Annotated in this window: 20 protein-coding genes and 1 tRNA gene; 6 read left to right on the top strand and 15 right to left on the bottom strand. The window is 60.9% G+C overall.

Annotated elements, in window-relative coordinates; genetic code table 11:
* Positions 1-15: 15 nt before the first annotated feature.
* Entirely contained in the window at positions 16-489 is a 474-nt protein-coding gene (locus tag B5F89_RS06960; RefSeq protein ID WP_087431061.1) for a DUF3021 family protein, read from the top strand.
* An 83-nt stretch (positions 490-572) separates the two neighbouring features.
* On the opposite strand, the gene B5F89_RS06965 is transcribed toward B5F89_RS06960, so the two are convergent.
* Entirely contained in the window at positions 573-884 is a 312-nt protein-coding gene (locus B5F89_RS06965; protein WP_087431062.1) for a hypothetical protein, read from the bottom strand.
* A 359-nt stretch (positions 885-1,243) separates the two neighbouring features.
* On the opposite strand from B5F89_RS06965, the gene nrdR reads away from it, so the two are divergent.
* From nrdR to B5F89_RS06985, 4 genes are all read left to right on the top strand, one after another.
* Positions 1,244-1,687, top strand: coding sequence for a transcriptional regulator NrdR (gene nrdR, locus B5F89_RS06970; protein WP_087431063.1), 444 nt, complete (start codon positions 1,244-1,246; stop codon positions 1,685-1,687).
* A gap of 4 nt (positions 1,688-1,691) precedes the next feature.
* On the top strand, positions 1,692-2,135 hold the full coding sequence (dut, locus tag B5F89_RS06975) for a dUTP diphosphatase (protein WP_087431064.1): 444 nt from the start codon (positions 1,692-1,694) through the stop codon (positions 2,133-2,135).
* A 49-nt stretch (positions 2,136-2,184) separates the two neighbouring features.
* Positions 2,185-3,498, top strand: a complete 1,314-nt coding sequence (locus B5F89_RS06980; protein WP_087431065.1) for an NCS2 family permease — start codon at positions 2,185-2,187, stop codon at positions 3,496-3,498.
* A gap of 143 nt (positions 3,499-3,641) precedes the next feature.
* The gene (locus tag B5F89_RS06985; RefSeq protein ID WP_087431066.1) at positions 3,642-4,574 is read left to right on the top strand and encodes an FAD-dependent oxidoreductase; all 933 of its coding nucleotides are present in this window, start codon (positions 3,642-3,644) and stop codon (positions 4,572-4,574) included.
* 551 nt (positions 4,575-5,125) lie between these two features.
* Here B5F89_RS06985 and B5F89_RS06990 read toward each other — a convergent pair.
* Entirely contained in the window at positions 5,126-5,974 is an 849-nt protein-coding gene (locus B5F89_RS06990) for a DegV family protein (protein ID WP_087431067.1), read from the bottom strand.
* 127 nt (positions 5,975-6,101) lie between these two features.
* Between B5F89_RS06990 and B5F89_RS06995 the strand changes: the two genes are divergently transcribed.
* Positions 6,102-6,725, top strand: coding sequence for a DUF1836 domain-containing protein (locus B5F89_RS06995; RefSeq protein ID WP_239286705.1), 624 nt, complete (start codon positions 6,102-6,104; stop codon positions 6,723-6,725).
* Between the two features lie 95 nt (positions 6,726-6,820).
* Here B5F89_RS06995 and B5F89_RS07000 read toward each other — a convergent pair whose 3' ends face one another.
* From B5F89_RS07000 to plsY, 13 genes are all read right to left on the bottom strand, one after another.
* Entirely contained in the window at positions 6,821-8,053 is a 1,233-nt protein-coding gene (locus B5F89_RS07000; RefSeq protein ID WP_087431068.1) for an NlpC/P60 family protein, read from the bottom strand.
* A 143-nt stretch (positions 8,054-8,196) separates the two neighbouring features.
* Positions 8,197-8,730: an adenine phosphoribosyltransferase gene (locus tag B5F89_RS07005; protein ID WP_087431069.1), complete on the bottom strand. Its 534-nt coding sequence runs from the start codon at positions 8,728-8,730 to the stop codon at positions 8,197-8,199.
* Between the two features lie 18 nt (positions 8,731-8,748).
* Positions 8,749-9,720 carry a MerR family transcriptional regulator gene (locus B5F89_RS07010; RefSeq protein ID WP_239286710.1) on the bottom strand — a complete coding sequence of 324 codons (972 nt, stop codon included), beginning with the start codon at positions 9,718-9,720 and terminating at the stop codon, positions 8,749-8,751.
* Position 9,721: 1 nt separating this feature from the next.
* Positions 9,722-10,156, bottom strand: coding sequence for an FHA domain-containing protein (locus B5F89_RS07015; protein WP_087431071.1), 435 nt, complete (start codon positions 10,154-10,156; stop codon positions 9,722-9,724).
* A gap of 103 nt (positions 10,157-10,259) precedes the next feature.
* Positions 10,260-10,967, bottom strand: coding sequence for a CDP-alcohol phosphatidyltransferase family protein (locus tag B5F89_RS07020; RefSeq protein WP_087431072.1), 708 nt, complete (start codon positions 10,965-10,967; stop codon positions 10,260-10,262).
* Between the two features lie 111 nt (positions 10,968-11,078).
* Positions 11,079-11,155, bottom strand: a tRNA-Pro gene (locus B5F89_RS07025).
* Between the two features lie 71 nt (positions 11,156-11,226).
* Positions 11,227-12,441: a bifunctional phosphopantothenoylcysteine decarboxylase/phosphopantothenate--cysteine ligase CoaBC gene (gene coaBC, locus B5F89_RS07030; RefSeq protein WP_087431073.1), complete on the bottom strand. Its 1,215-nt coding sequence runs from the start codon at positions 12,439-12,441 to the stop codon at positions 11,227-11,229.
* A gap of 1 nt (position 12,442) precedes the next feature.
* Positions 12,443-13,156 carry a C4-type zinc ribbon domain-containing protein gene (locus B5F89_RS07035; RefSeq protein WP_158098440.1) on the bottom strand — a complete coding sequence of 238 codons (714 nt, stop codon included), beginning with the start codon at positions 13,154-13,156 and terminating at the stop codon, positions 12,443-12,445.
* On the bottom strand, positions 13,153-13,962 hold the full coding sequence (locus B5F89_RS07040) for a Nif3-like dinuclear metal center hexameric protein (protein WP_087431075.1): 810 nt from the start codon (positions 13,960-13,962) through the stop codon (positions 13,153-13,155). Before B5F89_RS07040 ends, B5F89_RS07035 begins: the two co-directional genes overlap by 4 nt.
* Before the next feature lie 24 nt (positions 13,963-13,986).
* Complete coding sequence (locus tag B5F89_RS07045; protein ID WP_087431076.1) at positions 13,987-15,156, bottom strand: cysteine desulfurase family protein; 1,170 nt, start codon at positions 15,154-15,156, stop codon at positions 13,987-13,989.
* Between the two features lie 7 nt (positions 15,157-15,163).
* A complete protein-coding gene (gene rpe / locus B5F89_RS07050) occupies positions 15,164-15,844 on the bottom strand; it encodes a ribulose-phosphate 3-epimerase (protein WP_087431077.1) in 681 nt (226 codons plus the stop codon).
* A 3-nt stretch (positions 15,845-15,847) separates the two neighbouring features.
* Positions 15,848-16,867 carry an NAD(P)H-dependent glycerol-3-phosphate dehydrogenase gene (locus B5F89_RS07055; protein WP_087431078.1) on the bottom strand — a complete coding sequence of 340 codons (1,020 nt, stop codon included), beginning with the start codon at positions 16,865-16,867 and terminating at the stop codon, positions 15,848-15,850.
* 12 nt (positions 16,868-16,879) lie between these two features.
* Positions 16,880-17,521 (bottom strand): glycerol-3-phosphate 1-O-acyltransferase PlsY, encoded by a 642-nt coding sequence (gene plsY / locus B5F89_RS07060; RefSeq protein ID WP_087431147.1) that lies wholly within the window; start codon positions 17,519-17,521, stop codon positions 16,880-16,882.
* Positions 17,522-17,525: the final 4 nt, after the last annotated feature.

Raw genomic sequence — 17,525 nt, forward strand, 5'->3', positions numbered from 1 at the left:
GGAAAGGAGCCCAAAATGACACGCAAGGACATCATCGACACCGAGGTCCGCACGCCCGCGGAAAACGCCAGGGCCTTCCTGGCAACGCTCTGCGTCTCCTTCACGATCATGATGGTCGTGTGCATGGCCCTTGGAACCATATTCGCTGGCGAAGAATCGAAACAGGGTATCATGTACTGCTGGTCCCTGCTCGGAGCCTGCGTCTGCACGGCGGCGCTGCAGTTCGTCTTCTTCACGCCTACGGTCATCAAGCGCATGGCGTATCCGCTGCGCCTGTTCCTGTTCGGCATCTGCCTCTACGCCGTGCTGGCTGTGCTCGCCGTGGTGATGCGGTGGTTCCCAGCAGATATGGCCGGAGCTTGGGTTTCGTTCACCATCAGCTACCTTGTCGCGCTCGCGGTGGCGACCGCCGCCTACGCGGCCAAGCACAGGCGCGAGGAACGCACTCTCAACGAGAAGCTCAATGAGTATCGGAGGAACAACAGCTAGGGCGAATCTAATCTGATGCCCAAAGAAGAATGGCCGCCTATCGATGTGATAGACGGCCTTCTTCCTTGCTATGTGGGCTCGGACTAGCTGAGCGGCTCGAGCTCGCGGTAGAGCGGGTCTCCGTCGCCCACGAGCACGTCCCACCACCACTGGGGGCTCTCGACTCCTGATGCGCAGAGCATGTCCAGGAGCTTGGCCCGCGCATCCGGGGGAAGCTGCTCGAAGTCCTTGCGCATGGCGTCGAGCACTGCCTTGCTCGTTGCCATCATGTCGTTGCAGATCTCCTTCTTCTCCTCGAGCGTGTAGCTCTCGGGCGAGTAGCAACAGAGGTCCGCTCGGAAGTACGCCATGTCCTCGGCCTGGGTGAGTTCGTTCATCCTCGCTTCGTTCATCATGGTTTTAATCTCCCTTCGGTGCCCCGCGTCGTGAATGGTGGCGCTGGGGTGGTACGAATTCCGGTACGAATAATCCCGAAAGGAGTGCTTTCTTTCAGAGCGAAGTGGTGTGCCGATTTCTCGAACACACCACTTCTGACCTGCGATTTGTTGTGTTTCGGGTTGGAGTGTGGAATAGTGCTTTGTGCGAAATTTTATTCCCACTCAGTCATAGCAAGCGGTTGTGCATCGGACGGGGAGGGTCTGATCCCCGTCCGTTCCTTGGAGTCGGTTTCAATCTCACAACATATGCGAAAAAAACTGGCCAGAACCACAACTCGTGGTATGCTTATCAGGTTTTCACCGAGCGAGGAGACCTGATGCGCTGTCCAAAATGTGGAGCAGACGATACACGAGTTATCGATTCCCGTATGCAGGAGACCTCCAACGCCATCAAGCGCAGGCGCGAGTGCCGCTCTTGCGGGTACCGTTTCGCAACGTTCGAGCGGTGCGAGGACCCCATTGAGGTCATAAAGAGCGATGGTACCACGCAGCCCTTCGATAGGAATAAGCTGCTGGTCGGTCTCATGCGCGCCACGTCTAAGCGCGATATCGATCTTGCCACGCTGAACAACCTGATCGACGGGATCGAACAGGAGCTTCGCACCAAGCCCTTTAAATCCATCACCTCTCATGACATCGGTGATATGGTTCTGAAGCGGCTCGAGGCGCTCGATAAGGTGGCCTACATTCGCTTCGCCTCGGTGTACCGCGACTTCAAGGATATCGATGAGTTCGTCGACGAGCTCGCTAAGCTGAGGTGATTTCGTGCCTACGATCGATGTTGCAATCAAGCGCTTGGACCCGAGCGTCGAGGTGCCTACGTATGCCTATACGGGGGATGCCGGTCTCGATCTTCGTGCCAACGAATCGTGCGTGATTGAACCGCTGGGTCGTCGGCTGGTTCCTACCGGGCTTGCCATCGCTATTCCCGACGGGTATGCCGGCTTCGTGCAGCCGCGTAGCGGCATGGCTCTCAAGAGGGGCCTGTCCATTGCTAACACGCCCGGCCTCATCGACGCCCATTATCGCGGCGAGCTTAAGATCATCGTCGTAAACCTTGATTCCGAGAATCCGATAGAGATCGAGCGCGGCGAGCGCATCGCCCAGCTCGTGATCCAGGAGGTCCCCGTCGTCAACCTCGTAGAGGTCGACGAACTCGACGAGACCGATCGCGGTACGGGGGGATTTGGCTCCAGCGGTGCCCAGTAGGGCATCCGAGCATATAAGGGAAGAACACATCGAAGGAAAAGGGGAGTAGATGGATACGTTCTTCAAGCTATCCGAGCGCGGCTCGAACTCTGCTACGGAGGTGCGCGCCGGTCTTACCACGTTTCTGGCCATGGCGTACATCATCGTGGTGAACCCGAGCATTCTTTCCGCGGCGGGCATTCCCACGACCGCGGCCGTTACGGCCACCTGCATCGGTGCTGCCATCATGACCATCGCCATGGGCGTGTTCTCCAACCGTCCGCTGGCCTGCGCCTCGGGCATGGGCATCAACTCGATTGTTGCCTATACCCTTTGCGGCTCGATGGGCTACGGCTGGCAGACCGCCATGGCCGTCATCATGATCGAGGGCATCGCGATTCTCGTGCTCGTTCTCTGCGGCCTGCGTGAGGCCATCATGGACGCCATTCCGGTTTCGCTCCGTCATGGCATCTCCATCGGTCTTGGCCTGTTCATCGCTATGATCGGCCTCAAGGACGCCGGCATCATCGTTGCGAACGAGTCCACCATGGTCGCCCTTGGTGACGTGCAGTCCGGCGCCTTCATCGTCGGTGTCGCCTCCATCGTCCTTTCGGTCGTGCTGTACTCGATGAACGTAAAGGGTGCGCTTCTCTGGGGCATCATCGTCGCTGCTATCATCGGTATCCCGCTGGGCGTCACGCCGATTCCGACCGCTGTTGTCGCTCCGCTTGACTTCAGCACCTTCGGTGCCCCCATGCAGGCGAGCGCTTCCGGCGCCATGGGGCTTATCGAGGCTATCACCACGCCCACGCTTCTGCTCTTCGCCTTCTCGCTCATGATGAGCGACTTCTTCGACACCATGGGCACTGCCATGGCCGTTGCTAAGCAGGGCGAGTTCCTGACTGACGACGGCAAGGTTGAGGACATCCGTCCGATCCTTATCGTCGACTCCGTTGCTGCTGCAGCGGGTGGCTTCTTCGGCGCTTCGTCCATCACCACCTTCGTCGAGTCCTCCTCGGGTGCCGCTGACGGCGGTCGCTCGGGCCTCACCTCGATCGTCACGGGCGTCTTTTTCCTGCTCGCTGCGTTCCTTTCGCCGGTCATCAGCTGCATTCCCTCCGCTGCCACCTGCGGCGCGCTGGTCTTCGTCGGCTTCCTGATGATGAGCGACGTCGTCGACATCGACTGGTCCGACATCCTCGAGGGCTTCCCGACGTTCATGATCATCGCGGGTATCCCGTTCACCTACTCGATCTCCAACGGTATCGGTCTCGGCTTCATCACCTACGTCATCGTTGCCATCGTTACCGGTAAGGTGAAGCAGATCCGTCCGCTCATGTGGGTCGCCGCTGCGGCGTTCCTGCTCTACTTCCTGCTTCTCTAATACGTTCTGCGTCCTCTGAGCAACCAGGAAACGAATAACGGACCGATCGCCATGTGCGGTCGGCCCGTTTCGTTATTTGGGTACATTGCTATCATGTCTGGTGACAACGGTTCGATTATCTTCTGAGCTTAAGGCGGTTGATTATGAGCGAGCGTACCTTCGATGTTGCGATTCTCGGCGGCGGCCCTGCGGGCTATTCCGCAGCGATATATGCGGCTCGCTCGGGACTTACGGCTGCCGTCTTTGAACAGGGTATGCCGGGAGGCCAGATTACCACGACCGATGTGATTGAGAACTATCCCGGATTCACTTCCATCTCTGGCGCCGAGCTCGGCGACAAGTTCCGCGAGCACGCCGAGGCTGCGGGAGCAGAAACCGTGTACGCAATGGTCGAATCTGTCGAACGCATGCCGTCTGGAGCATATCGGCTTTCGTCCGGCTCAGAGAGCTATGAGTCCCCGACGCTCATCTTGGCTACGGGCGCAGTCCCTCGCACCGCTGGTTTTGTCGGTGAGGACACCTTCCGTGGTAGAGGCATCTCGTACTGCGCAACCTGCGACGGCATGTTCTATCGCGGTAAGAAGGTGTTTGTGATCGGTGGCGGTAATGCCGCCTGCGAGGAGGCCCTGTTCCTCTCGCAGATTGCCTCCGAGGTCGTCATGGTTGTCAGGCGCGATCAGTTCCGCGCGCCGCAGGGCGTCGTTGACAAGCTGCTTGAGCAGCCGAATGTCAGCGTTGCCTATTCCCGCTCAATCATCGCGGTGTCCGGTGGCACCTTTATTTCCCAGGTGACGTTTCGCAACAACGAGACGGGTGAGGAATACACCGAGGAATTTGAAGAGGGGAGCATCGGCATCTTTGTGTTTGCCGGTACAAAGCCCGTTGTGGAGCTGTTCTCCGACCTTGTCGAGATTGCTGACGATGGGGGAGTCGTTACCGATGAGGGGATGGCCACGAAGACGCCGGGGCTGTTTGCGGCCGGTGACGTTCGGTCCAAGCGTCTTCGTCAGGTAATCACTGCTGCCGCAGACGGAGCGATTGCCGCAACATCGGCTTACCATTATGTTCGAGGATAACAGTTAGGTAGCTAACTAATAGCGCAAGCGAAGAGTGAGGCAGCAAGCGTTCGAGAGAGCTTGGCTCAAGTATTGTTATGCGGGAAATAAAACTTGCGTCGAGTACTAGTAATGTCGCAGCCAGCCATCCAGGCGCCATGATGGTCCGTGAGGGACATTCACGAACGATTGCCAAACGATTGATTCATATCGTTTGTAGCGACCGACAATGCAATCCCGGACCGTCCGGTGTCGTTAAGATTAGTTGTGCGTGCGCGTTTGCTTAAACGGGATTTGCTAGCCATAGCTGGTGACGTTAGAAGATTCGCGCACGCGGATTTGCTTGTACGAGGCTAACGAGTCGGTCCTTGTAGTCGAAGTATGGGTCTGAGAGCGAGATTGTTCAGTAAATGAGCGTGTCGTTTCCGATTCGGAAGGTCTTCTTAGCCAAAGTCATATCAATTACGCTATGCAGTCATGATAATATATCTTATGTAAAGTTGAGTTGTAGAAGGAAAGGGAGGGCTAGAACCCTCCCTTTCTCGTAACTCGATAACGTTTCGCGCGCGACGTTACTTCCAGTCGTATCCGATGATGATACCTTTCGCCTCGGCGTAGTACGAGCAGAGGCCACCGCAGGGCATGATCATGATTTCGGCCTCGGGCCATTTGGCGGTGATGGCAGCGGCAATCTCCTGGCAGCCTGCCTCATTGTCGACATGGTCCATGCATACAAGACCGCCCTTGTAGCCGTCGGCCTCCATGGTCTGGACGACCTTGGCCACCATCTTCTTCTGTCCACGCGTGGGTGCGACGATCTTGATGGTGCCCTCTTCCGATGCCGTGCCGAGCACGCGGATGCTCAGCTTATTGGCAAGAATGCCGGCCATCTTGGGCATACGGCCAGATTTCGTGAGGTTCTCATAGCTGCTGAGTGAGAACAGGACGGTGGAGCACTGCTCGATGCCGTCGATATAGGCGCAGGCCTCTTCAAACGTGGCCTCAGGATGGACAGTTAGGTACCTATCTAATAGTATGACGAGCATCTCAAGCTTGCCGCCGGCAGCGCGCGAGTTTACGAGATGGATGCGATGACCGCCCTCCTCCTGCACAAGGTCGCGCGCCATGGAGGCTGCCTCAAAGCTGCCGGAAAGGTTGGCAGAGATGGTGATGGCGATGACGTTCTCCGCACTCCGGAACAGCTCCGCCCACTCCCCCGCGCTGGGGCAGGCGCTCGAGCTGGCGCTCTTCTCCTTGGCTACGAGACGGTTCAGCTCGGCAACATCGAGATTGGCGTCGTCGGAATACTCGGTACCGCCGACGTTTATCTTGAGTGGCGCGTATGCGTAGAGCGTATCCGGAGCCTGAGGTGTGTAGTCCCTAAGATTGCAGCTCGAATCTGCGATGATCGCCCAGCTCATGCCAATCCTTTCGTATCGCCCCAACAGCGAGTGTCATGTTCGTTAGCTACAGTATAGCTAGTTTTCCATACTAGGTGTGCTAGTATCCTAATAGAGCAAAAGATTTCGAGTGTTAGGAGCGTCTGATATGCAGCATCCTCGGGTCATTCCCATGTCCGATGGCTCCGGTAGCATCTCTCAAGAGGATATTGCGCCTACCGTCTTACCGGACGATTTCGTGCGCTCCCCTATGGCTCAGCGGATTCTCTCCTTCCACTTCCCCCGCTACAACGAGCTCCCATCTGTCGAGCTCTACCGCGAGCAGGTTATCGCGCTTGTGGAGAATGTTTTCGAGCCTCTGAACGAATGTTCTGAGGGCCCGTGGCTCACCCCGTCCATGGTGAACAACTATGTGAAAGCACATCTCTTGAGTGCCCCTCAGAAGAAACTATACGGGCGCGAGCAGATTGCTCGGCTTCTTGTCATCTGCGTGTTTAAGCAGGTGCTGTCTATCTCGGCCATCTCGGATCTCTTCCGTATCCAGAAGATGACCTATATGACCGATGTCGCCTATGACTACGTGGCAACCGAGCTTGAACGCGCCCTCAGGCATTTCTTCTCCATTGGGGTGGATGATGAGTGGACTGACACCGCTTCGCGCGTCACACGTGAGTCCCTGCTCGTTCGAAGCGCGGTCCTCGCTTTCGCCGCCAAGACTCACCTCGTGGGGTATCTCGATTTCCTTGGGTACGACGACGCATCCAACCATTGATTGAATGCTGCCTTTTGGCAGGGACTGAATCCGAAGCGGCCCTGGAGCGATTGCGCTCCAGGGCCGCTTTGAAAAGCTGAAACTCCTATTTGGATCTAGAGCTGTCCGCCGCCTAGGAAGGTGCCGTACCAGCCGATGTTGCCGTAACCGGCTACCTGACCGGGGCGCGTGGCGCCAAACACCTGGCCATTGCCTACGTAGAACGCAACGTGACCGGGGAAGAAGACAACGTCGCCGTACTGGAGCTGGCTCACGCTGGTGGTGAAACGTCCCGCGTTGTTGCGGAAGTAGGTGTACTGACCGCCTGAGGTGCGGGGCAGCGTGATACCGATCTTCTGATAGGCGTAGTAGACAAGACCAGAGCAGTCAAAGCCGCCCTCGGCAAGGCTCTCGCCACCGCTGACATAGGGCTGACCGGCCATCTGGAGCGCATAGCCAACGGGGGTCGAGACCGTGGCGGTGCCACCGCCGGTAGCGGGGGGCTCGGGCTCAGGCTCCGGTTCGGGCGCAGGGGCGGGTGTGGTGTTCTGACCACCGCCAGAGGGCTGGTTCTGGTTCTGATTGCCGCCCTGGTTGTTAGTGCTCTGGTTGTTGTTCCCCTGGTTGTTGTTGTCAGAAGTGGAGCCGCCGTTGTTGGAAGTGCTCTGGTTACCGGTGACGGGGACTTGGGAGGCACCGTTGGAGGCATCCTGGGCAGACTGCATGCCGGCCGCGAGGTTCTCGTCCTCCTGGGCCTCGGCCTCGATCTGGGCCTGGACCTCAGCGGAAAGCGAGTCGACCACCGCTGCAGCGCGCGCCTGGTTCTCGGCCTGGGCGTCTACCTTTGCCTGGGTGTCAGAGAGCACCTGCTGCTGCTCGGTCTGCTGCTGCTGAAGCTGGACCTGGAGCTCCTTGACCGACTCGATGGCGTTGGTCTGAGCGTCATTGACCTTGCTCACGTAGAAGACGCGCGAGATGAGGTCGGTGAAGTCCTGCGAGCTAAGGAGGATGTCAATAAGGCTGACGCTCCCCTTCTTGTAGTCGGAGGACACGTTCTCAGAGAGAAGCGCCTGCGCAGACTCAAGCTCGGTCTGCGTATCAGCGATCTGGGACGCCGTCTCCTCGAGCTGGGCGCCCGCCTGCTGGAGCTCGGTCTGGAGCGCCTGGTACTCGGCGCCGATCTCGGCAAGCTTGGCCTTGGCGGCATCGAGCTCGGACTGAGGGTCGGCGTAAGCGCTCACCGGCTGAAGCGTGATATAGGGAGCGGCGCCGGAAAGACCGAGAACGCCGGCAAGGGTAAGGGCAGAAAGACAACGCACGGCACGACGGGTACGTGGTTGGAAGGTCATGAAGAAAACCCCCGAAGGTACGATGATAGTGTTACAGGGCCTTAACAAGTATAGAGGCAGGCCCCATGATTGTCATAGGGTCTGCCTCTATTGTGAAAAACCTTCAAAACGATGAGGGTTTCGCGCAGCTTTTCTTACGTTCTCTAACGGGACTTCACAAGCGAGAACACATCAAAGTCGCCGAGCTTGGCGAGCGTCTCGCGAGGGTTCAGGAATTCGAGCTCGAGGATGCAGCCAAAGCCGGCAACGGAGGCACCGGTCTTCTCGACGAGCTTGGCAGCGGCGCAGATGGTGCCACCGGTAGCGATGAGGTCGTCCACGAGCAGCACCTTGTCGCCGGGCTCGAGGGCATCGGCATGGATCTCGATCGTATCGGTGCCGTATTCGAGCTCATAGGTCTCGGAAATCGTCTTGCGCGGGAGCTTGCCGGGCTTGCGTGCGGGAATGAAGCCGGCGCCTAGCACGATGGCCACAGGGGCGCCCACGAGAAAGCCGCGCGCCTCGGGACCGACGACCTTGGTGATGCCCTGACCCTGGAAATGGCCGGCTATCGTGTCGATGGCGGCCTTAAGCACATCGGCGTTGGCAAAAAGCGGTGTGATATCCCTAAAGATGACACCGGGCTCCGGGTAATCGGGAATGGACGGGATGTAGGCATCAAAATCAAGGTCGGTCATGGATTCCCCCTCGTTTGTCTAAGGCCTGGTTTTGCGACGGGAGGCCTTCTTCTCGGTTCTTACGGACGTAGTCTCAAGGCCGGGCAGCGGCAGAGGCTGAACCTCGGGCTCACGAGCCCGTACGTTGTCAGTGGAGGCGGTGTTCTCCCCTAGCGCCTCAGCGGACCGCGCCGAAGCGGTCGAGGCTTCTTCTGCGGAGGTCTCGGCCACCTCGCGTGCGCGCTTGGCCTCGGTCTGTTCGATCTGCTCGTCAATGGCGTCGATATCCGCATCCTCGACGATGGCGTTCAGCGACTCGAAGACGCGGTTCTTAAGGAGCGACGTGCGCACGCCGTCGGTGAGATCGTGCAGCTTCTTGAAGGCGCGTTCGATCTTTGCGTTGCGATCGCCCTCGGAGGTGTCCATGCCGAGCATACCGGTGAGCACCTGCTCGAACATGGTGGACTCACGGTTGGCGGCGACGACGTACTGGCGGAGGTTTCTCGGCTCGATGTGAAAGCGCGAGAGCTCAGACGCGTAGCGGATGATGTCAAAGTCGCGGCCGTCGATGAGCTCGCGGTTCTTGGGACTCCGAACGATTTTGATGAGGTCGTTCTCGGCGAGCTGGCGCAGAAACGAAATCTTGACTCCCAAAAGGTCGGGAACGTCCTCGATGGGATGGAGCTTCTGCTGCGTCTCCTTGGGCTCCGTCTTGAGCGGCACGTCGGACAGGAGACCCACCTCATAGGCCAGTGTGGAGAGGTCCGAGGCGTTGTCGAGGCGCTGCTTGATAACGTTCAGCGGCATGTAGCGCGTCTTCTGCAGGTGCAGGATAACCTCGAGCCGGTCCACGTCCTCCTTGGAGTACTGACGGTAGCCTTTAGGCGTGCGATGCGGCGTGATGAGCCCCTCGTCCTCAAGAAAGCGGATCTTGGAGTTGGAGAGGTCGGGATAGGAGCTTCGCAGATAGTTGACGACCTGGCCGATGCTCAGGTAGCTGCGCTCGGCCAAATTAATCACCCGTTTCGATGCGCTCCGGCTTGGTCTCGTGGAAGATCAGCGTGAAGGTGCCGATCTGGACAGACGAACCGTCATGCAAAGGCGCCGAATTGACGATGGCGCCGTCGACCCATGTGCCGTTGAGCGAGCCGAGGTCCTCGATAACCATACCGGCGGGACCGGGGACGATCTTGGCATGGGCGCGCGAGACGGTCATATCGTTCAGGAAGATGGTATTCGCCGGGTCGCGACCGATGGTGGTCTCGCCCTCGTCGAGCTCAAAGGTGTTGCCGGTCTGCGGCCCCTTGATGATGGTGAGCACGGGATGCGAGAGCGATACGCTCTTCATGAGGTCCGGCGCTGTGGCATCGTCGGTGGGCATACGGAAAACGCGGGTCTGGTCGACGTTGTTGTTTGCGCCGCCCTGGACATCCGGTGTGAATGACATGGTTACTCCTATCGTCTGCGCCGTGCGCAATCGTGGTTCAATTCATTCTACCCCACCCTGCCCGGGATAGGATTAAGCTACACGATGAATCAAGAAGCGAACGTTATGATTCGACGATGTCGGGGTTGAGGAAGTCCTCCTCCTCGTCCTCCGGATGAAGCTGGGCCTGACGGATGGCGCGGTAGCCCTTTGCCGTGTAGACCACGGCAGTGACGAGGGAGAAGACCACGCCGAGATATACAAGGTAGATGCCGAAGGGCTGGGCGGTGCCGTCGAGTCCGGGGAGGATGGCGCCCAGCGAGGGGAAGAGCGCAGGTCCCTGGATAACGGGGAGGCCGAGCAGCATGAACGAGAAGCCGGTCATAAGGAGCGCCGTTGCCGCCTTGCCGGTATAGACGACGTCGATGGGACGCTTGTGGTAGCGGCGGACGACGGCGTTGCCGCAGGCAAGGTAGGCGTCGCGTGCGATGATGGCGACGCAGATCCACACGGGGAGCTCGGCGCGCCAGACAAGACCGAGCACGCCGGTGAAGAGGAGCGCTCGGTCGACGACAGGGTCGAGCATTTTGCCGAGCCAGCTGACGGTGTGCGTCATGCGCGCAATCTGGCCGTCAAGCCAGTCGGTGGATGCCGCGACCGCGTAGATCACCAAGGCGACGTAGCGGTTGAAGTCCGTCACGAAGAGGTACAGGAATACGACCGTGAGAACGAGCCGCAGAAATGTGATGAAGTTGGAGATGGTGAAAATCTGGTTAGACGGATACTCCGAGGTGCCGATTAGCTCCTTCTTTATGCGTCTTCTCAGGCCCACGGGACTCCCCCACCGTTTACGAACAACTAAAAGGCATGATACCCAAGGGAATCAGTCTCATGCCGTGTAGATACGAAAAGGGCATCGGTTTTGCCGATGCCCTGAAGTTTCTGGTCGGGACGACTGGATTCGAACCAGCGACCCCTTGACCCCCAGTCAAGTGCGCTACCAAGCTGCGCCACGTCCCGAAACAACTGCTCTCTCAAGCAGCAAGAGATACTTTACTCAACTCATGGCCCAAACGCAAGGGGTAATTTGGTTAATCTTGCGAGCAACCATGAATTTGAGCGGCGCGCCGCCAGATCTCGCGAGCAAGCTCTGCCTTGCTGAGGGTCGGAAGCTCCTCTGTACCGTTTGCGGTGACCCACCAGGCTTTGTTGGTGTCGGTCCCAAAGCCGGAGTCGTCGCGCGTAACATCGTTGGCGACGATGGCGTCGCACCCTTTGGAAGAGAGCTTCGCCTGCGCGTGGTCGAGAAGATCGTTGGTCTCGGCGGCAAAGCCGATGACTGTGCGCTCCCCCTTCTTGTTCGAGATGGTGCCGAGGATATCGGTCGTCTCGACGAGCTCTATGGCATCTAGACCGCCGGCCGCTTTCTTGATTTTGCAGTCGGCGACGCTGCGGGGGCGGTAGTCGGCGACGGCGGCGGCACAGACGATGATGTCGGCCGTCGCACCCTCGCGCTCGGTTGCCTCGAGCATATCGGCGGCCGTCTCCACGCGTTGCACCTGCACGCCGACAGGCACCTCAACGGAACTGGGGCCAAGGACGAGTGTGACGGAGCGTGCGCCGAGCTTGAGGGCGGTCTCAGCAAGGGCTGCGCCCATCTTGCCGGAGGAGCGGTTGCCGATAAAGCGTACCGGATCGATGGGCTCGAAGGTGGGGCCGGCGGTGATGAGGACCGACATGTTGGCGAGCGTGGTATCGGGCTCGAGGGCGGCGAGCGTGGCGGCGACGATATCCTCAGGGTCGGCAAGGCGCCCGGTGTCGACATCGCCGCAGGCGAGGTAGCCCGAGCCCGGGCCCACGATCGTCACGCCGCGGCGACGGAGCGTCTCGACGTTCTCACGCGTTGCCTCAGCGCGCCACATACCCGCGTTCATGGCGGGGGCCACAAGTACGGGCTTTTCGGTCGCGAGCAGCGTGGTGGACATGAGGTCGTCGGCGATACCGTGCGCCATCTTGGCGATGACGTTGGCCGTCGCGGGCGCCACGAGCACAAGGTCCGGCTCCTGCGCAAGCGAGATGTGATGGATGGGGTCGGTCGGGTCGTCGAAGAGGTCGATAGCGACCTTCTCGTGCGTGAGGGCGCGGAAGGTGGTCGGTCCCACAAACTGCGTGGCATGCTCGGTCATGAGGACCTTGACGCGGATGCCCTGCTTCTGGAGCAGGCGCACGATCTCGCAAGACTTGTAGGCGGCAATGCAGCCCGTGACGCAGACAAGAACGGTCTTTTGGTCGTCTCGCTCCCCCATATCACGCCTCCGTATCCTGGATGAGGATGCGCCCGCAGTACGGGCAGGTTGCGATGGCGCCCTTGCGGGAAAGATCCTCCACCGATGCCTCGGTGAGTGCCATGCGGCATGCCGAGGGAACGTTACCGGCAAGGGTCTCCACGGCGATGCCCTTATGGGTGCGGCGGGACTCCTCGTATGCGGCCAGCATGTCAGCGCCAAGCGAAGCAGCAAGATGGTCGCGCCTGCGGGCCTGTTCGTCGATCTTTGTCTGGAGCTCGGTTGCGACCGCCTTGGTCTTCTGGGCATCTGCCAGAAGCGACTTTTCAAACTTGTCGACGTAGGCGTTGAGTTTTTCGGCCTTCTCAGTAATGCCTGCGAGCTCGCGCTTCTTATCGGTCAAGGTGAAGGCGATCTTGTCGAGCTTTTTGGCAAGATCGGAAAGCTCGATCTCGAGCTTCTGCACCTCACGGTAGTCCTTCAGGCGCTGGGCATCTTCCTGGGCGAGCGTCACCTCGTCCTCGGTCTTTACCTGGTCGTCCTCGAGGTCGGCAATCTCGGCCTCGAAGTCGCAGCACACGCCCTTGATATGGTCGCGCTGGGAGATGAGCTTGCGGTAGGCAGCACGCTTCTGAGCGAGCTCACGCAACTCGGGCAGGTCTGCGAGCGTCTTCTTGCCGCGCTCGAGGGCAAGATCGAGCTCCTGCAGCTCGAGCAGGATCTGTGCGTCCGTCATAGGTTCTCTCCTTCTCCCCATGAGCGCCATTGGCGGCGCTCGGGCAACTTGATTACGTCATGTGGATCGATGCCGGCTTCTAGGACGGCGTTCATGAGAACGTCGGCGAAGGGAAGCTCGGAGGCGTCGTGGCCAAGCAGCACGACGCTCATGCCGCGAGCGGCTAGGTCCTGGCATACATGGTAGCCCGCCTCACCGCAGATGATGGCACTCGCACCCGCTTCGAGGGCAAGCTCTCCATAATCTCCGAGCGAGCCGCCCATGACCGCGATGCGACGATGTTCGGGCGCGCTGCCGTCCCAAAGGCGCGGGATGGTGTCAAAGGCGGCAGCGGTACGGGAGGCAAGCTCCTCCAAGTCGCAGGGCTCGATGTCGATGAGCGCGCCAAGGCCGGTGGCCTCAGGGTCAGCGGGACGTTCGAGGGATGCGATGACCTTGCCGCCAAGGCGCGCGCCGAGGGTTGCGCGCGCGGCACGGGATCGGTCGAGGTTGGTGTGAAGCGAGATGATCGCCACGCCGCGCTCGATGGCGGCCCATACGGCGGCGGATGCCTGGGGCGTGATTACGCCCGGAGTGGGATTAAAGCTAACGGGAGCGGAGATATAGACCGGGTGGTGGGCCACCAGCACTTCCGCCCCGACCTCCGCCGCGCTCAGAACGTTTTGATACGTGGCGTCGAGGGCGCAGGCCACGCGATGAACGGTGCGCGCGCGGTCGCCGACGGAAAGTCCAATATGGTCCCACGGCTCGGCATCCGAGGCGGGGAACGCGGCTAAGAGCGCTCGCTCAAGGTCTCCCACATGCATATGCGTGCCTTTCTGATCGGTCGACTAGATTAGCGAGAGCAGAGTTTGGGCAAAACGGTCGAGGTCCGAGGGGTCGACGCGGTCGTCGAAGGAGATGCGCAGTGCCCCTTGGGCCTCCCTCTCGGGAACGCCCATGGCACGGAGCACGTGGCTCGATTTTGTGTTGCCGCTCGAGCAGGCGGACCCAGCGGCAACCGCGAACCCTGCGGCGTCGAGCGCGAGGATGAGGTCGTTGGAGTCGGCGTCCTCGATCACGACCGAAACGATCCCGGGCAGACGGTCGACTGCGCAGTCGTCGACCATGGAGGGCTTCACGCGCGGAGAGGTCGTAAGCGCGCGATACAGGTGCTCGGAGAAGGCGTGTAGGCGCTGGCGTTCCTCTGCAACCGTTGGCGCAAGGGCGCGCGCGACGGCGGCAAAGGCCATAATCTGGCGCACGTCCTGGGTGCCCGCGCGCCGACCGGCCTCCTGCCCGCCGCCAAAGATGCGCGGTCGCAGGGGCGTGCGCGAGGCAAGGTACAGGGCGCCCGTGGAGACGGGACCGCCGACCTTGTGGGCGGCGATGGAGAGGGCGTCTACGCCGAGCTCCTCTACCGTAAAGGGAATATGCAGGTAAGCCTGGATAGCGTCAGTGTGCATGTAGGAGCCGTTCGCATGGGCGATGCGGGCGAGCTCGGCAATGGGTTGGACGACGCCGGTCTCGTTGTTGGCGAGCATGATCGAGGTGAGGGCCACGTCCTCCCCCATCGCCTCCGCAAGGGCGGCGGGCTCGATGATGCCTTGGCGGTTAGGGGCGATGACGTCGACCGTGAACCCTGCCGCGCGAAGAGCTGGCAGGTTGTCGAGGATGGCGTCGTGCTCGATCGCCGAGGTGATGATGCGTGTGCGCCCGCGGTTGCGCTCGCGGGCGGCTTCGGCGATACCGGCAAGGGCGAGCTCGTCCGCCTCGGTGCCGCCGCCCGTGAAGATGATCTCGTGGGGTCGAACGCGCCGACCGAGCGAGCGGGCGATGTCCCCGCGCGCCTTCTCAAGAGCTGCCGCCGCGCGGCGCCCCAGCGAGTGAAGCGCATTGGGGTTGGCGCCGGCAAAGTCGGATGCGTCGTAGTTCCCCTCAGCGGCAAGCGCCTCGGCGCGCAGGGGCGCCGAGGCGGCGATGTCGAGGTTTACGATATGCCGTTGCGAATCGTGTGGCATGGTGGCGCTATTCGCGATTTCCAGCAAGGACGCCCTCGCCCATGCGGCGAAGATCGTCGACCATGGAAGCGGGGTCCTCCGCCCCAAAGACCGCCGACCCGGCAACGAGCAGGTTCGCACCCGCCGCCACGACGCGCTCGATGGTCTTGGGCGAGATGCCGCCGTCAACCTCGATCAGAGGCGACACGCCGTGCGCGCGGCAAAGCGCGGTGAGCGTCTCGAGCTTGGCAATGGTGCCCTCGATAAAGGACTGGCCGCTGAAGCCGGGGTTCACGCTCATGAGCATGACCACATCGACGTCGTCGATGATGTTCTCGAGCATGCAGACGGGCGTGGAGGGGTTGAGGACCACGCCGGCGCGCACGCCGCGGCTCTTGATGTGCTCGATCACGCGATTAAGGTGCGAGGCGGTCTCGTAGTGGACGGTGATGAGGTCGGCGCCGGCGTCGATGTACCAGTCGATGGTCTCATCGGGGTTGGTGATCATGAGGTGCACATCGAGCGGCAGGTCGGTCATGCCCTTGCAGGCGCGGACCATCTCCGGGCCAAAGGTGAGGTTGGGCGTGAAGTGCCCATCCATCACATCGATGTGCACATAGTCGGCGTTCTTGATGCTGTCAAGGCTGCTCGCGAGGTGCCCGAGGTTCACGGAGAGAATCGACGGGGCGATCTGGATGCGGTCGGTCATGTGCTAGTCCCTTTCGGATGAGGTGATGCCGTAGAACTCTTCGGTCGGGAATCGGTCGGTGAGGGTGTTCAGCGACTCAGCGATGCTCATCCCATGGTAGAGCGCCTGCTCGAGAACGAAGGTGAGGGGCGCGTCGACACCGAGGGAGCGCGCGAGCTCGGAGGTGCTCTTAGCGGCGGCAGCGCCCTCGACGATCATATGCGTGCGCGCCTGGTAGTCCTCGAGGCTCTCGCCGTGGGCGAAGGCGACGCCAAAGGAGCGGTTGCGCGAGTGGGGCGAGGTGCAGGTCGCCACGAGGTCGCCCATGCCGGCAAGGCCCATGCAGGTCATAGGATCGCCGCCGCGCGCGTAGACGATACGGCTGATCTCGGCCAGGCCGCGCGTCATGATGAGGGCGAGCGTGTTGTCTCCCAGACCCACGCCCGCGGCGATACCGCAGACGATGGCGATGACGTTCTTCACGGCGGCGCAGGTCTCGACACCGATCATATCGCTCGAGGTGTAGATACGAAACGCGGGTGAGATGAGGAGTGCCTTGAAGAACTCGGCCACCTCGGCGTCGGGCGAGGCAACAACGGCGGCAGAGAGGCTGCCCTTGCAGATCTCCTCGGCGTGGTTGGGGCCGGAGAGCGCGGCGACGCGCTCGGGGTTTCCGATCTCCTCGGCAACGACCTCGCTCATGAGCTTGCCGGTGTGCTCCTCGATGCCCTTGGTGAGGCAGAGCACGGGCGTATCGGCGGCAATGTAGGGCGCCGCCCCGCGCACGGTCGCGCGGATGAAGGGCGAGGGCACGACGACAATGATGCCGTCGGCGCCCAAGAGCGCCTCCTCGTAGCTCCCGCTTGCCGAGACGTTATCCGGCAGGCGGTAGTCAGAGAGGTAGAGCGGGTTCACGTGCTGCTCGTTGATGCCTGTGGTGGATGCCTCGTCAAACGACCAGAGCATTACCTCGTCCGCATGGGCGGCGGCCACGCCTGCGATGGCGGTGCCCCAGGAGCCCGCACCAATAACCGTGATCTTCATGCTAAAACCTCGCTAACGCTTGCTCGAACCAAAGGAGAGCTTGGACTCCGTCCCCTTGCGGAGACGGTCGATGTTTGCCCGGTGCGCCCATACGACCGTCCAACCCAAAAGCGCCCAGAGTGTAAGCGCGGGCACGGGGATACCGGGCATGGCGATATAGACCGTCACCGGCACGAGGGCAGCGGTCACGATCGATCCCACCGAGACGTACTTGGTGATGGCCACGAGCACGATGAAGATGGCAAGGTGCACGACCGCGAGCGGCCAGAAGAAGCCGAAGAGGATCCCCACGCCGGTGGCGATACCCTTGCCGCCGTGGAACTTCAGATAGGGCGAGAAGATGTGCCCGTAGAGCGCGGCGAGGGCGACGAGCGCAGTGAAGACCGCGTCAAGAGGCGTTCCCACACCGAGCGCGGGAAGTATGAGGTCGCGGTAGACCATGACACAGACCATACCTTTGAGCAGGTCGAAGGCGAGCGTGAGCGCCGCAACCTTGGGACCGCCGACGCGCAGGGCGTTGGTGGTGCCGATGTTTCCCGAGCCCTCTTTTTGGATGTCCTTATGGCTCATCGCCTGCACAAGGATCTTGCCAAAGGGAATGCCGCAGATGAAGTAGGACGCGGTCATGACCGCGATGGTGGCGACGTAGGGCATCACG

The organism is Collinsella sp. An307 (assembly GCF_002161805.1).
Lineage (GTDB): Bacteria > Actinomycetota > Coriobacteriia > Coriobacteriales > Coriobacteriaceae > Coprousia.

Excerpts from the sequence above, each read along its gene's own strand:
- B5F89_RS06960 (WP_087431061.1), top strand. The coding sequence starts at position 16 with ATGACACGCAAGGACATCATCGACACCGAGGTCCGCACGCCCGCGGAA.
- B5F89_RS06965 (WP_087431062.1), bottom strand. The coding sequence starts at position 884 with ATGATGAACGAAGCGAGGATGAACGAACTCACCCAGGCCGAGGACATG.
- nrdR (WP_087431063.1), top strand. The coding sequence starts at position 1,244 with ATGCGCTGTCCAAAATGTGGAGCAGACGATACACGAGTTATCGATTCC.
- B5F89_RS06980 (WP_087431065.1), top strand. The coding sequence starts at position 2,185 with ATGGATACGTTCTTCAAGCTATCCGAGCGCGGCTCGAACTCTGCTACG.
- B5F89_RS06985 (WP_087431066.1), top strand. The coding sequence starts at position 3,642 with ATGAGCGAGCGTACCTTCGATGTTGCGATTCTCGGCGGCGGCCCTGCG.
- B5F89_RS06990 (WP_087431067.1), bottom strand. The coding sequence starts at position 5,974 with ATGAGCTGGGCGATCATCGCAGATTCGAGCTGCAATCTTAGGGACTAC.
- B5F89_RS06995 (WP_239286705.1), top strand. The coding sequence starts at position 6,102 with ATGCAGCATCCTCGGGTCATTCCCATGTCCGATGGCTCCGGTAGCATC.
- B5F89_RS07000 (WP_087431068.1), bottom strand. The coding sequence starts at position 8,053 with ATGACCTTCCAACCACGTACCCGTCGTGCCGTGCGTTGTCTTTCTGCC.
- B5F89_RS07005 (WP_087431069.1), bottom strand. The coding sequence starts at position 8,730 with ATGACCGACCTTGATTTTGATGCCTACATCCCGTCCATTCCCGATTAC.
- B5F89_RS07015 (WP_087431071.1), bottom strand. The coding sequence starts at position 10,156 with ATGTCATTCACACCGGATGTCCAGGGCGGCGCAAACAACAACGTCGAC.
- coaBC (WP_087431073.1), bottom strand. The coding sequence starts at position 12,441 with ATGGGGGAGCGAGACGACCAAAAGACCGTTCTTGTCTGCGTCACGGGC.
- B5F89_RS07035 (WP_158098440.1), bottom strand. The coding sequence starts at position 13,156 with ATGACGGACGCACAGATCCTGCTCGAGCTGCAGGAGCTCGATCTTGCC.
- B5F89_RS07040 (WP_087431075.1), bottom strand. The coding sequence starts at position 13,962 with ATGCATGTGGGAGACCTTGAGCGAGCGCTCTTAGCCGCGTTCCCCGCC.
- B5F89_RS07045 (WP_087431076.1), bottom strand. The coding sequence starts at position 15,156 with ATGCCACACGATTCGCAACGGCATATCGTAAACCTCGACATCGCCGCC.
- rpe (WP_087431077.1), bottom strand. The coding sequence starts at position 15,844 with ATGACCGACCGCATCCAGATCGCCCCGTCGATTCTCTCCGTGAACCTC.
- B5F89_RS07055 (WP_087431078.1), bottom strand. The coding sequence starts at position 16,867 with ATGAAGATCACGGTTATTGGTGCGGGCTCCTGGGGCACCGCCATCGCA.
- plsY (WP_087431147.1), bottom strand. The coding sequence starts at position 17,521 with ATGCCCTACGTCGCCACCATCGCGGTCATGACCGCGTCCTACTTCATC.